Source organism: Roseovarius sp. S88 (assembly GCF_037023735.1).
GTDB lineage: Bacteria > Pseudomonadota > Alphaproteobacteria > Rhodobacterales > Rhodobacteraceae > Roseovarius > Roseovarius phycicola.
Window position 1 is genome coordinate 1,627,441 of the sequence record NZ_CP146069.1, and the last position, 14,008, is coordinate 1,641,448.

Genomic DNA, 14,008 nt, shown 5'->3' on the forward strand with positions numbered 1-14,008 from the left:
TTTGCTCGACAGCGTATGCGTACATCTGTACCGTCGTCAATCATGAATGACACAAATGTATCATCATCAGTTCTCGACCGCCTCTCAGAGGAGTGGGACGCCCTGACGCCCGAGGCGCAGAAGGCCGCGCGCTATGTACTTGAAAACCCAACAGATGTTGGCGTCTCAACCGTGCGTGAGATTGCCGAAGCCGCCAAGGTCAAGCCCAACACATTCGTGCGTATGGCCCGCCAGGTGGGATTCGAGGGCTATGACGATTTCCGCGAACCCTTCCGCGATGCCATCCGGCGTGGGCAGGTGTCGTTTCCCGACCGCGCCCGCTGGCTGCAAAGCATTTCGCGTTCGGGCGATCTGGGCGGGCTTTATGCCGATATGGTGGGGGCCGCGATCCGCAATCTAGAAGACACGTTTGGCGGGATCAGCGCCGAAGACCTCAAATCCGCCGCAGAGGCGATCTGGAACTCGCGTCAGGTCTTTACCCTTGGTGTGGGTGTCAATAATGCCAACGCCCGCAACTTCACCTATCTTGCCAGCACGGGCATGACGCAGTTCCATGCCATTCCACGCCCGGGGTCTGTGGCAGTGGATGATCTGGCCTGGGCGGATGAACGCGATGTGCTGATCGCCATGACGTGCCGCCCCTATCGCACCGAAGTGATCGAGACAGTAAAGCTGGCGCGCACACAGGGTATGACAATCGTCGGCATCTCTGACAGTCCCGCCAGCCCGGTCGTGCTCTCGGCGCATCACGGGTTCGTCGTGGCCGCAGACACGCCACAATTCTTTCCATCCTCTGTTTCGACGATCACGCTTTTGGAAACATTGCTGAGCTTCGTCATAGCTGTGGCCAGCGATGAGATCGTAGAACGTGTCGCACAATTCCACAAACGCCGCCATCAACTTGGCATTTATCAGGAGGAGCCGGAATGAACGCCCCCTTGGTCAAGTCCCTGGAAGCCCGCTACTACACGGACCCCGCCATTTTTGCGCAGGAAATGACAGGGCTTTTGTCCAGAACATGGCAGTTTGCCGGGCATCAGGGGCAAATCCCCAATGTGGGCGACTATTTTGCGTTTCAGATCGCGGGACAGAACCTGTTTTGCATCCGTGGCCGGGATGAGGTAGTGCGCTGTTTTTACAATGTCTGTCAGCACCGTGCGCATGAATTGGTGAGCGGCACCGGCAACACCCGAGTTGTCGTATGCCCCTACCACGCCTGGACCTATGAGTTGACTGGTGGGCTGCGCGCCGGGCCGAATATCAAATCCGTGCCGGGGTTCGAGAAAAGCCAGATTTGCCTGACCGAAGTGCGTTGCGAAGACTTCAACGGCTTTCTCTTCGTTAATCTCGATAACAACGCCGCCCCTATGGATGACTGGTTCCCCGGTGTGCGTGAAGAGCTGCGTGCCTATGTGCCCAATATTGACAAACTGACCCCACTCGAATGGGTGGAAATTCCCGAAAACTGCAACTGGAAAGTATCGATTGAGAATTACTCGGAATGCTACCATTGCTCACTGAACCATCCGACCTTTGCCCAAGGCGTGGTCAAGCCCGAAACCTATGACATACAGCCATTGGAACAGGGCTATGTCCTGCGTCACACAACCGAGTGCCAGAATCTCGACGATATGACCTATCCCATTGATATGTCAGTGGATCATGCAGGCGAATACCGATCTTGGTTCCTCTGGCCCATGGTCAGTTTCCAGTGCTATCCGGGCAATGTGCTCAACACCTATCACTGGCGCGCCACAGGCGTGGACACATGCACCGTATATCGTGGTTGGTACAGCGAAGGCGGCGCTGAAAGCGAGGTGATCCGCAAGCTGGCTGTGCAGGATCGTGAAACAACGGTGGAGGAAGACATCCATCTCGTTGAATCCGTTCAGCGCGGCCTCAACTCCCGCGGCTACCGGCCGGGGCCCTTGGTGCTCGATCCAAGCTGTGGGGTGAATTCAGAGCATTCGATTGAGAGACTGCAGAACTGGATGCGGGAGGCGGTGGATGGGTGAGGGCGTGCAGATGTCGGAGGAAGAATACGTGCTGAACATATACAGGACTTTTCGAGAAAAAGTCGTGCATGAAGACAATCTTGTCCACCAACGCATGATATGGTTCGTAACACTGCAGGCTTTGTTGTTTACGTCCTTCGCGATCCTGCTCGGCGATATGTCGACAGGAACGCAAAAAGCCTGGCAACTTGAGTTAGATCAGTTGAGAAAACTCGCTTTGGTTTTTTCTTCAGTTGGAATGGTTTCGGCGCTGGCCGCCGCATTGAGTGTCGGCGCAGCCTTTTTAGCAATCGACAAAGCTTTCAACGACTGGAAAGTCACCACCGACAGATGGGTGGATAAGCCCAGCAAGCAAAAAATTGTCAAAGATCTTCCGTCCGTCGTCGGAGCGGGAAAACTGTCTGGCACGCACTGGTTTGGAAAGATTGCAGGCACCGCATTTCCTTTTTCCATTGGGATCGCTTGGCTGGCCATTATTTGCGAAGTCTATGGCGCTAGCGTTTTTCAGTTTTGACATGGATTCACGAAGAAGAGGTCTCACATGCTAATGCCCGAAACCTGGCGGCCCGAGCATAAGCTCTTCCCGCAACAGGTAGCCTTCACCTGTCCACCTTTCGACTATGATGCCGCCCCCAGTGATTTCCTGCGCATGGCGCCTGAAACCGTGGGCGTTCATGGCTGGATGCTGCATGTGCCGGACTATGTGCATGGGCTGGATCAGCGGAGACAAAACTTTGGAATGCTTGAGGATTTCGTTCATCTCTGCGCCCGTAACGGCGTTGATGTGGCCGGGCAGGTGGGCTCCAACTGGGTGCATGCCTGCGGGCTGGGCGTTGAGGGTGTGCGGGATCATTGCGCGCGCCTGTCGGACCAATTCGGCGTGCGCTTTCACATGGCCGGATACGCCATGGTCGAGGCCCTGCGCGCGCTGAACGTCGAGAAAGTCGCCCTCAACGCCGCCTATCACTGGCCCGAGTGGTGGCAGGGCACCGTTGGGTTTCTGAAAGAAGCCGGGTTTGATGTGCTCTGGGCGGGCAATTTCCACGATCAGGGCTGGTTCGACAGCCAGGAGGCTGTCAATGACCGTCGCTGGGTGTTTGACGGCGACCTGGCTACCAAGAGCTTCGACTATGTGGCTGAGCAAGCCCCTGATGCCGACGCCTATCTCATCAACGGCATGTGCAACTTTCGCTCTGGACCGGGTGGCCAGCCTCAGCGCCCCCTGCATCTTGCGCCCATGTTGGAAGGCCGGCTGGGAAAACCGGTCATCGGCCACGACACAGCCCTTTACTGGCGCATCTTCAAAGACCTCGGTCTGGCTCCAACTTCACCTCAGGGCCAGCTCCTTAACTCTTTGTAAAAATGCCTTTCTTTTTGCTTCAAATATCCTCGCCAAAGGCCACGTCCGCAGGGCGCATACACAGGACACATGCACATGCATAAGATTATCGCCCTCTGGGCCGTGCCCCGCTCAACCTCGACCGCCTTTGAATGGATGATGCGCCAGCGCGGTGATCTGGAGTGCCTGCACGAACCCTTTGGCGAGGCGTGGTATCAAGGCGAAGAGCCGCTTTGGCAGCGCTTCAATGAGGGCGATGTCACAACGCCCGGCCTCACATTGGAAAGCGTCTGGCAGGACATTCAGAACCGTGCAGCCCAAGGCCCGGTCTTTCTCAAGGATTTTCCGCATTACATCAATCATATGTGGAACCCGGAGTTCTTGGGTCATTTCACGCACGCCTTTCTCATTCGGGATCCCGCCAAAACCATCACGTCGATGCATGACAAGTGGCCGGATTTTCACGAAGGTGAGGTGGGGTTCCCCGAGCAGCGCGCGCTTTTCGATTTGCTCTGGGCCCTGAACGACAGCCCTCCGCCGGTGATCGACAGTGACGATCTTCTGGAAAATCCGGAAGACATGGTCGAGGCATTTTGCAACGCGGTTGAGATTCCCTTCCTCCGCGAAGCCCTGAGTTGGGAGCCAGGCGGTGATCCGTCCGAGCATAGCTGGTGGGATGGGGGATCTTTCCATGCCAACCTGTCCAAATCAACCGGTTTGACACCGCAAAAACGGCGCTACGTTGCGCTGGAAGAGTGCGCACCGCGCGTGCAGCAGGTTCACAGGCGCATGCGTCCGCATTATGACCGGTTATACGCCCATCGCGTCAAGGTGTGATCCGGGCCTAAAACGCAGACAACAGGACGAATTATGAAAGACTATTGGCAAAACTACATCGACGGAGACTGGGTCGATGGCGGTGCCGGACGGCTTGATGTCATCAATCCCGGAACGGGCGAAAAACTGGCCGCGCACGCGCTCGCGGATGCGGCCGACGTGGATCGTGCCGTTCAAGCCGCCAAACGGGTGCATGAGAGTGGTGCCTTGACTGACATGCGGCCTGTGGAGCGCGGGCGCATGGTGCAGGAGATCGGTCGCAGGTTTCTGGAAAAGCGCAATGAAATTGCAGAGATACTGACGCTGGAACAAGGTAAGCCGCTTTGGGAGGCACAGCGCGAAATGGACGGCGCGGCGCGGTATTTTGAATATTACGGAAATCAGGCCGAAACTGTGGAAGGGCGATCGATTCCCCTGGGTTCCGGATATGTCGACTTCACCCATCACGAACCCTACGGCGTCTCGGCTCAGATCATCCCGTGGAACTTCCCGCTAGAGATCGCCGCGCGGTCACTCTCCGCCGGTCTGGCCACTGGCAATGCCTGCGTGATCAAGACCTCGGAGATGACCCCGCTCAGCAGCTGGATTTTTGCCGAACTGGCCGAGGAGGTGGGATTGCCGAAGGGTGCTGTGAATATCCTGTGCGGCTTGGGGCAAGACGCCGGAGCGGCGCTGGCAGGCCACCCGGATGTCAACCAGATCGTTTTCACAGGTTCCGTCAAAACCGGTATCGCCATTGCCACGGCGGCGGGGCAGAACATTGTGCCATGCGTTCTGGAACTGGGCGGCAAATCGGCGGCCATTGTGCATGACGATGCCGATCTAGAGGCGTTCGAGCGCGACATCCGCTGGGGAATATTCTTCAACGCAGGCCAGGTTTGTTCCGCCATGAGCCGTGTTCTGGTCCATGAAAGCCGTGAGGCGGAGATGGTGGAACGTGCTGTAAAGGTTGCGAAATCCCTATCCGTTGGCCCCGGTATCGAGAGGGCTGAAGGCACCAATGGCATGGGCTCCATGGCCTCTGAGGCACAGCGCGACCGCGCCGCCGGCATGATCGCGGACGCCGAAGCACAGGGCGCAAAGGTGGCGACCGGTGGGCGCAAGATGAACATTCCCGGCGCATTCCTTGAACCGACCGTGATGACGCAGGTCACTCCCGACATGGCCATCGCACAGGAAGAGGTGTTTGGACCGGTTCTCTCGGTCATTCCGTTTCGGGACGACGCCGAGGCCATCGAGATCGCCAATGGCACCCAATACGGGCTTGTCGGCGGGGTTTTCACCCGTGATCTTGATCGCGCCAACAAGGCTGCGCAAAAGATGCGGGCCGGGCAGATTTTTGTGAACGAATGGTTTGCCGGTGGCGTGGAAACCCCCTTTGGCGGCTATGGCAAATCCGGCTATGGCCGCGAGAAGGGGCGCGAGGCGCTTTGGAACTACGTCCAGACCAAGAACGTTGCGATGAAAGTCCGGTAAAATGGACGCTCAACAGCCGACATCCATAAGAGACGTGGTCGAGAACGGTCTGTGCATCGGGTGTGGCTTGTGCGAGGCGCTGGCCCCGGATCGCTGGGTCATGCGCATGAATTCCGAGGGACGTCTGCGACCCGCTCCCCTTGGCTCAGAAGAGCCTGATGCGGATGCATCTGTTTTGGCGGCCTGTCCCGGTGTGATTGCCGAGGCTGAACCACGTGGCCACAAGAGCGACCCGATTTGGGGTAGCTATATGCATATGCATGAGGCCTGGGCAGGAGAGGCCAATATCAGGTTTCGCGCCGCCACCGGAGGTGTCCTGACCGCACTTGGTGCGCACTTGCTGAAGTCTGGTAGAGCGCAATTCATCTTGCATTGCGCCGCCGATCCGGACCATCCGATGCGCACCCGCTGGGTCATGTCCGAAACAGCCCAAGACGTCGCCAGTCGGGCCGGGTCTCGCTATGGTCCAAGTGACACGCTTGCCGGATTGGAAGTTGCGTTGGCCAGAGGTGAACGTTTTGCAATCATTGCCAAACCTTGTGATGCTGGGGCTGTTCGTGCGCGCGCCAAGTATGACCCAAGGCTGGATGAGTTGCTGGTGGTTGTGCTGGTCATGGTCTGTGGTGGGGCGTCCGATCTTGGCAAATCACAGGCCGTACTGGACGAACTTGGTGTGAAAGAGGATGATCTCACGCTCTTTCGGTATCGCGGACACGGCAATCCAGGCCCAACGCGGATTGAAACCAAAGATGGCCGTAGCTTTGAGAAGACCTATCAGGAGATGTGGGCCGATGAGGCCGGGTGGCGCATTCAGACGCGCTGTAAACTCTGCCCAGATGCCATCGGTGAGGCCGCGGATGTAGCGGCGGCAGACATCTGGCCTGATGCCAACCCGGAAGGCGATGATGAAGGCTTCAATGGTGTGATCACCCGAACGCCTGAGGGTCAGGCACTGGTCGAGGCCGCGATTGCGGCGGGCGATCTGGTCAAAGGTGCCGATCATTCGCCCCGCGACTATGATCATTTCCAACCGCATCAGGTGCGCAAGAAGCGCGCCCTTGCTGCGCGATTGCGCGGACTGACGCATGCTGGGCGTCCCGTCTATGCTCACACGGGCCTGCGTTTGGACGAGCTGGATACGCATGACCCAGAGGAAGAGGCCGGTGCAGAACAGCGCGCGCGCTCTGGCCGGTTTGACGACAAGGTGCCAAGTCTTTGATTACAAAGCCGTTCACAGAGGATCAGGCGCGCGGGATGCTGATTGGGTTGGCTGTGGGAGATGCTCTGGGCACCACGCTTGAGTTCACAACGCGGGGGGAATTCGACCCCCTTACAGACATGGTGGGCGGCGGGCCGTTCAACCTCAAGCCCGGGCAATGGACGGATGACACCTCCATGGCCATGTGTTTGGCGCAGATGCTACGCTCAGCGAATGGCTGGGATGCCGAGGACGCGATGAAACGGTTCATCAACTGGCGCGATCACGGCTATCTGTCCTCGACCCGTGTCTGTTTCGACATCGGCAATCAAACTGCCGAAGCACTGCGCCGCTATGAAGAGACCGGCAATCCCTATGCCGGGCCAGTGGACGAGGCCCAAAGTGGCAATGGCGGGATCATGCGACTGGCCCCGGTGGTACTGGCCTATGGCGCAGTCAAGGAAAGCGCCATGGCCGTAGCCCAATTGCAAAGCCGCCTGACGCATGGCAGCCAGCTCTGCCAGAGGGCAGCGGCAAACATGGCGCAATTCATGGTCACAGGTGATCAGTCCCTGCTGCCACGTCCCAAAGATCCGCCCGACGTGGCGTCGGGCTATGTCGTGCACACCTTGCACGCAGCCTTTTGGGCGCTGACCCAAGGTGAGACATTTCGTGACGTTTTGCTTGCGGCTGTTAACCTTGGGGGTGACGCCGACACCGTAGGGGCCGTGACAGGTCAATTGGCCGGACGGATCTATGGATATTCCGGCATTCCGCAGGGCTGGCGGAATAAAATCTATGACCACGACAAAATCAGGACCGCGGCGGATGACCTCTATGCGCTGCGCCCCATTGACCAGTAACCAAGAAAGGATGACCCATGAGCCTCTTTGACGAAGACCTTTTTCTGAAAGGGTTGGAACAACGTAAGGGCACGTTAGGTGCCGAATATGTTGAGAAAAACCTGGCCGCTGCGGATGAGTTTACCCGCCCCTTCCAAGAGGCGATGACTGCGTGGTGCTGGGGGTTTGGCTGGGGCGATGATGTGATCGACGCCAAGACGCGTAGCATGATGAACCTTGCGATGATTGGCGCATTGGGCAAGATGAACGAGTTTGAAATCCATTGCCGGGGTGCCCTGAATAACGGCGTCAGCAAGGAAGAAATCCGTGCCATCGTGCATGTCGTGGCGATCTATTGCGGCGTGCCGCAAGGGTTGGAATGCTTCCGCCATGCGCGAAAAGTGCTCGAAGAGCGGGGGCTTTGATACACGCCATTCTGCGCGGTGAACCTGTATTCAGGGCTTGAAGAGACGCGCGCGCAGGGTCAGACTTGGCGTCATGACAAAGCCTTGCATCATTTGCGTCGCCATCACCGGCTCGGTCCCGCAAAAGGCGGACAATCCGGCTGTTCCAATCACAATTGAGGAACAGGTCGAGTCGACTCATGCGGCATTTGATGCAGGTGCATCTATTGCGCATTGCCACGTGCGTCTGGAGGACGGCACGCCAACCTCCGACCCAGAGAGGTTTCAGCGCCTGGGTGAAGGGATACGCAAACATTGCCCCGGTATGATCATTCAGTTCTCAACCGGCGGCAGGTCGGGGGCCGGGCAAGCGCGCGGCGGGATGTTGCCGCTTCGGCCCGACATGGCTTCGCTTTCGGTTGGCTCGAACAATTTTCCAACACGGGTGTATGAAAATCCGCCTGATCTGGTGGACTGGCTTGCCAGCGAAATGCAAACCCACGAGGTCGTGCCAGAGATAGAAGCCTTTGATCTCAGCCACATTTTGCATTCCATGCGTTTGCATGAAGAAGGCCGACTCTATGGCAAGCTCTATGTGCAATTCGTGATGGGCGTAAAGAACGCCATGCCTGCGGATAAGGACGTATTCGAATTTTACGTACAGCTGATGCAGGCGCGCGCGCCTGAGGCCGAATGGTGTGCCGCCGGGATTGGGGCCAACCAGATTCGTGTTAACGAATGGGCCATCGCCGCAGGCGGCCATACGCGCACAGGATTGGAAGACAACGTGCGGCTGTCCAAGGATGCCCTTGCTCCGTCAAACGCGGCTCTTGTGACGCGTGCCGTAGAGATTTGCCAAAAATATGAACGCCCCGTCGCGTCTGCGGCGCAAGCCCGGGACATTCTTGGTTTGCGAGCGGCGCTATGACTGCGCCGCGATCCTGGATGCAGGCCTTGACCGGTGATACGGGCGTAGCTGAACGACTGAGTGATGCCTCGCAGGTTGCTGACATGTTGCGTATCGAGGCTCTTTATGCGCAGGCAGCCGGGCAAGCCGGAAAGGTTCCCTCTGAGCTCGGTGAAGCTGCTGCCAAAGCTATCGAAGGCGCGACGATTGATCATGACCGCCTCATGCGCGCCGCTGCAAAGGATGGTGTGCCAGTCCCTGATCTGGTTTCGCAAATTAAAGAGCAAGTTCCTGGCAATCTCCACGACGCCATCCACAAAGGCCTGACAAGCCAGGATGTCACGGACACTGCTTTTGTTCTGGCGGCAAGGGATATTCTTGAGTCGTTTGAAGCACTTATAAAGGCTGTTGTCGCAGCATGTGATGACCTTGACGCGCGATTTGGCACCAACAGTCTCATGGGCCGTACACGCATGCAGGCGGCATTGCCGATTAAGGCGGCACATCGCATTGGACAGTGGCGCGCACCTTTCGCGGATCATCTGAAGCGCCTCAATCAGCTGCGTCCGCGCTTGTTCAAACTCCAGTTGGCCGGCCCAGTCGGCACAGGTGAAAGCTTTGAGGGCTTTGCAGACGAGATAGCCCTCCACATGGCACAAGAGCTTGGCCTGGGTATGCCACAAACGCCCTGGCACACGCGCCGGGATAGTTTTGCCGAACTTGCCAACTGGCTGGCTTTGGTGACTGGAAGCCTGGGAAAAATCGGAGCCGACCTGACATTGATGGCGCAACAGGGGCTGGACGAGGTGGCGATGAAAGGCGGCGGCGCCTCTTCGGCCATGGCGCATAAGTCAAATCCGGTCAGCGCAGAGGTTCTTGTGGCGCTGGCTCGCGATACGGCGCTGCAGCAAAGCGGCATGACACTGGCATTGGAGCATGAACAAGAGCGTTCTGGCACCGCCTGGACGCTGGAATGGATGGTGTTGCCGCGGGCGATGGAAAACACCGGCGCGGCTCTGAAAACTGCTGAACGGTTGCTTGGCGACGTGATTTCGCTTGGCGAACCGAACAGTTCGAAAAAACTGTGACGCAAAAGCATCGGTTGCAAAAAGAGCTTGGGGTGCTTGGCCCGGGAATGGCCTGGAAAAGCGAGTCGCGGATCAATTTGGAGCGGATTTGCAGGACTCCGGCAACCTCCAAAAATCCCGGAAAAAAAGGACGATTAGGTCGTATCTGGTCGGAATCCCAGTGTGCTGAGCGAAACTGTGTGTGAAATACGTCACAGGAATCGCTAGAGCGCTTGAGGCAGGGGTGGTTGCGTTGACTCTTTAGGGGCTTATGGCCCATTCCCAATACAAGCCGTGACCCGCGTTGGGGGCGGCGGAAATGAAATCCTGCTTTAAGGAGGGACAACCTTGAAAAAGCAACTTCTCTGCACCAGTGCCATCGCCCTCGGCGTTGCGGCTGCTGCACCGGCCTCCGCCGCCGAGTGGAATCTCGACTGGGGTGGCTTCATGAACACGCACCTCGCCATTGGCGATCTCGGTGGTAACGTAACCGCAGGCGTCGACCTCGATGGCGACGGCTTCGATATCCTTCAGACCGGCGAAATCATCTTCACGCCTTCGATCACGCTGGACAACGGCCTGACCTTTGGTGTGAACGTTCAGATGGAAGCGCTGAACGCAGCTGGTGGTGCCGACGGTATCGACGAAGCGTATATCTCGATCTCGAGCGATACATTCGGTCAGTTGGACATCGGTTCTGAAAACTCGGCTGGTTACAAGTCGATGGTTGCTGGCGCAAGCACAACATCGCTCTTCATCAACTCGCCATCGATCTCTGCGTTTATCCCGTTCTCGGCTGTTCTGCCGGGCAACTTCCGTCAGGCCGCTATTTCGTCCTACACAGAAGTTGGTGGTAACAACGACGTTAACCGCATCACCTACTACACACCGTCCTTCAACGGTCTGACAGTTGGTGTTTCGTTTGCTCCTTCGGGCGCTCTGAACGCAAACACATCTGGCTTTGGTGTTGATCAGAACACTGTTCTGTCCGACATCTTTGACATCGGCATCAACTACAGCCAGACATTTGGCAACGTCGACGTGAGCTTCGGCGCACGCTGGGGTACAGGTGACGCGCCTAGCATCACCGGTGGTGGTGCTGCGACAGGCTTGAGCGACCCTGAAACATGGGGTGTAGGCTTCCAGGTCGGCGTAAGCGGCTTCACATTTGGTGCAGCTTACACTGAAAACGACAACGGCGCAGCCGCTGGCGTTGGCGACCAAGAAGGTTACAGCATCGGTGTTGCATATGACGCACCTGGCCCATGGACCTTTGGTCTTGAAACTTACTTCGGTGAGTACACAGGCACAGGTACAGGCGCAGCCGACGAAACCTACGAAGCTTACCAGCTCGGCGCCAGCCGTAGCCTCGGTTCCGGCGTAACATGGCAGGTTCACCTGACATACGTCGAAGCGGATGACGAAGGTACTGTTGGTACAGACCTCGACGGCACCGTACTGGGCACATCGATCAACCTGAGCTTCTAAGCTTAGTTTGAGAGAGGAATAAAGGCGGCGGAGAGGTTCACTTCTCCGCCGTTTTCTTTTAGAGGAACGGGTGTATCCCCGTTCCTTTTTTGCGGACTAATAAGATGAAGAAAAGCATCATCTGGCTAACGTCATATCCTAAGTCGGGAAATACTTGGATGCGTATGTTTTTGGCCAACTATTTGATGAACACGAAAGTTCCTTTGTCGATCAATCAAGTTCACCGTTTTGGGCTAGGAGATTCAATTCCGCGGATGTATCACCGTGTTGCGGGCAAGGAGATTGACACTACTAACGCCGAACTTACTCTCGCTTTGCGAGACAAAGTAATGCGCGGAATTGTAGCGAACAATGCCGACATCAATTTCGTCAAAACACACAACACGAATAACCGCGCGTTTGGTGTCGACTTGATTGACCCAAAATATACTAAGCTGGCAATCTACATCGTGCGAAATCCTCTAGATATGGTTTTGTCTTATGCACGGCACTTTGATCTTAGCCATGAAGAGGCCGTTCAGGCGATTAACAGCCCTGAAAATGCAAACGCTCCAGACCACACCTCTGTTTGGCAGTTTTTAGGAAGTTGGAACGACCACGTGCGGTATTGGACAGAGGCAAAGGGATTCCCGGTGATAGTTCTTCGTTACGAAGACATGTTGGATTCACCTCAAGAGAATTTTGGTAAAGCGCTCACAGGTATTGGCTTTGATGTTGACAAAGATGTTGAGCGATTGGAAAGAGCCATTGAGTTTTCGAGTTTCAAAGAGCTTAAGAAACAAGAAGATGAACAAGAGTTTGTGGAGAAGTCTCCTTATGCAGAGAAATTCTTCAACAAGGGTAAGGCGGAACAATGGCGGACAGATCTTGATCCCGATCTAGTAAAAGGGTTCGGCAAGCCAACAAAAAGATGATGAAAAAATACGGCTACTACAATGGCTGACTTCCGTCGCATCCTCTGGCTCGCATCCTACCCGAAATCCGGTAATACCTGGATGCGCAGTTTGCTTGCCCACTACTTCATGCCACCTGGAAAAGCGCCTGATATCAACAATCTACGTCAATTCACAACAGGTGATACGCGCACTGATTTCTTTGACCGGGCAGCGGGCGGAAAGTATGAGGGCAAAGGGTTAGAAGATTGGGCTAAAATGCGCCCCAAAGCTCTGCGTTTTATCGCGGCGTCCAAAAACGCGAAGCATTTTGTTAAGACACATTGCAAACCCGTCATCTACCTCGACACTCATCTCATTCCTCCCGAAGTCACAGCCGGCGCAATCTACATCATGCGTAGCCCTTTTGATGTGGTGCCCAGCTTTGCGCGGCATGTGTCCGTGGATATTGACGAAGCCATTGACAGGATGTGCAACCCGGACACCATCATGGGCACCGATAACGGAATTTTTGATGCCCTGGGACGCTGGGATGAACACGTGACGGCGTGGACGACGGCGCCGGGCCTGCCGCGATACGTTGTGCGCTATGAAGACATGCTCGACAAACCCGCAAAGGTTCTCAATGGCTTACTCGAATTTCTTGCAGTGAAACCTGATCGCCCAAAACTGGCGCGCGCGATTAAGGCGACAAGTTTTGAAGCGATGAAGAAGCAGGAAGAAAAGCTCGGTTTCGGGGAAAAACCCGCCGGCATGAAAAGCTTCTTTGCCAAAGGTCGGGCCGGGGGGTGGCGTGAGGATCTTACACCACAGCAGGTCGGTCGCATTCGCACTGAATTCGCGTCGACACTGGAGACGTGGTATCCTGAGCTTCTCGAAGAGGCCGACGCGTTCGCCAAGGCCGGGTGATCCGCTTCACAAGCGCCCACAATTCAGCGAGCGCCGCCAGGTGCGACTTGATGTTGTTGCACACCTGATTAGCTCTTGACTGCAAGTGGTAAAAAGTGAGTCCCTAAAATGATAAAAAACCTAATTATATCAACAGTTTCAGCAATCACCTTGGCGTCTGCTGCGTCGATGGCATCTGCTGCAACGACGAAGCTAAGCAATGCGCATGTCGTGTCTGGCGGAGAATATTCCAGTGGTGGTGGCATCAGCGTCGCGGCCGAAGTGCGCAATCATTCTGGTCGCACGGCGGTTTGCGGTGTGTGGGCCCAAAGCCGAAATCAGTCCATCCTCACCAAGCTGGTAGAGCGGCGCGTGCTAGACTCCGGTTCGGTCTTCCTAGGCCGCGAGCGAGTGGTCCATGGTCTGCTCTTTATGAACGAAGTGGCCCCGGCCAAGAGTTTTGCCAATCAACCAGCGGGCTGCGTCCTGACCAACCGGGCATGGCAGCCATCAGATGAGGCCAAACAAGTGGTCATTCGCATTCCGCGTCAGGTGGTCAACAACCAGCGTGGTGGCTCTCGGCTCTTTGGTGGAAGCGGCGGCCCGGTGGTGACGTTCAAACAGACCGGCCCGGCAGCGGGCGGACTCTAAAGC

General features: G+C 56.5%; 15 protein-coding genes. All 15 read left to right on the forward strand.

Annotated features, from left to right (window positions below):
* The first annotated feature begins 42 nt into the window (after positions 1 to 42).
* The 15 genes from RZ517_RS08220 (at position 43) to RZ517_RS08290 (ending at position 14,005) form a co-directional block, all read left to right on the forward strand.
* Positions 43 to 930, forward strand: coding sequence for a MurR/RpiR family transcriptional regulator (locus RZ517_RS08220; protein ID WP_338550966.1), 888 nt, complete (start codon positions 43 to 45; stop codon positions 928 to 930).
* Positions 927 to 2,015, forward strand: a complete 1,089-nt coding sequence (locus tag RZ517_RS08225) for an aromatic ring-hydroxylating oxygenase subunit alpha (RefSeq protein WP_338550967.1) — start codon at positions 927 to 929, stop codon at positions 2,013 to 2,015. The genes RZ517_RS08220 and RZ517_RS08225 overlap by 4 nt, the downstream gene beginning before the upstream one ends.
* On the forward strand, positions 2,008 to 2,529 hold the full coding sequence (locus RZ517_RS08230) for a hypothetical protein (protein ID WP_338550968.1): 522 nt from the start codon (positions 2,008 to 2,010) through the stop codon (positions 2,527 to 2,529). Before RZ517_RS08225 ends, RZ517_RS08230 begins: the two co-directional genes overlap by 8 nt.
* Before the next feature lie 27 nt (positions 2,530 to 2,556).
* Complete coding sequence (locus RZ517_RS08235; RefSeq protein WP_338550969.1) at positions 2,557 to 3,375, forward strand: hypothetical protein; 819 nt, start codon at positions 2,557 to 2,559, stop codon at positions 3,373 to 3,375.
* A gap of 75 nt (positions 3,376 to 3,450) precedes the next feature.
* A complete protein-coding gene (locus RZ517_RS08240; RefSeq protein ID WP_338550970.1) occupies positions 3,451 to 4,191 on the forward strand; it encodes a sulfotransferase family protein in 741 nt (246 codons plus the stop codon).
* Between the two features lie 33 nt (positions 4,192 to 4,224).
* The gene (locus RZ517_RS08245; protein ID WP_338550971.1) at positions 4,225 to 5,667 is read left to right on the forward strand and encodes an aldehyde dehydrogenase family protein; all 1,443 of its coding nucleotides are present in this window, start codon (positions 4,225 to 4,227) and stop codon (positions 5,665 to 5,667) included.
* A gap of 1 nt (position 5,668) precedes the next feature.
* Entirely contained in the window at positions 5,669 to 6,886 is a 1,218-nt protein-coding gene (locus tag RZ517_RS08250; protein WP_338550972.1) for a Coenzyme F420 hydrogenase/dehydrogenase, beta subunit C-terminal domain, read from the forward strand.
* Positions 6,883 to 7,728 carry an ADP-ribosylglycohydrolase family protein gene (locus RZ517_RS08255; protein WP_338550973.1) on the forward strand — a complete coding sequence of 282 codons (846 nt, stop codon included), beginning with the start codon at positions 6,883 to 6,885 and terminating at the stop codon, positions 7,726 to 7,728. Before RZ517_RS08250 ends, RZ517_RS08255 begins: the two co-directional genes overlap by 4 nt.
* 17 nt (positions 7,729 to 7,745) lie before the next feature.
* Positions 7,746 to 8,132, forward strand: a complete 387-nt coding sequence (locus RZ517_RS08260) for a carboxymuconolactone decarboxylase family protein (protein ID WP_338550974.1) — start codon at positions 7,746 to 7,748, stop codon at positions 8,130 to 8,132.
* A 73-nt stretch (positions 8,133 to 8,205) separates the two neighbouring features.
* Positions 8,206 to 9,039, forward strand: a complete 834-nt coding sequence (locus tag RZ517_RS08265) for a 3-keto-5-aminohexanoate cleavage protein (protein ID WP_338550975.1) — start codon at positions 8,206 to 8,208, stop codon at positions 9,037 to 9,039.
* Positions 9,036 to 10,106 (forward strand): 3-carboxy-cis,cis-muconate cycloisomerase, encoded by a 1,071-nt coding sequence (locus tag RZ517_RS08270; protein WP_338550976.1) that lies wholly within the window; start codon positions 9,036 to 9,038, stop codon positions 10,104 to 10,106. Before RZ517_RS08265 ends, RZ517_RS08270 begins: the two co-directional genes overlap by 4 nt.
* Before the next feature lie 327 nt (positions 10,107 to 10,433).
* A complete protein-coding gene (locus tag RZ517_RS08275; protein ID WP_338550977.1) occupies positions 10,434 to 11,573 on the forward strand; it encodes a porin in 1,140 nt (379 codons plus the stop codon).
* Between the two features lie 104 nt (positions 11,574 to 11,677).
* The gene (locus RZ517_RS08280) at positions 11,678 to 12,487 is read left to right on the forward strand and encodes a sulfotransferase domain-containing protein (protein WP_338550978.1); all 810 of its coding nucleotides are present in this window, start codon (positions 11,678 to 11,680) and stop codon (positions 12,485 to 12,487) included.
* A 21-nt stretch (positions 12,488 to 12,508) separates the two neighbouring features.
* Complete coding sequence (locus tag RZ517_RS08285; protein WP_338550979.1) at positions 12,509 to 13,375, forward strand: sulfotransferase domain-containing protein; 867 nt, start codon at positions 12,509 to 12,511, stop codon at positions 13,373 to 13,375.
* A gap of 168 nt (positions 13,376 to 13,543) precedes the next feature.
* Complete coding sequence (locus RZ517_RS08290) at positions 13,544 to 14,005, forward strand: hypothetical protein (protein ID WP_338550980.1); 462 nt, start codon at positions 13,544 to 13,546, stop codon at positions 14,003 to 14,005.
* The last annotated feature ends 3 nt before the right edge of the window (positions 14,006 to 14,008 follow it).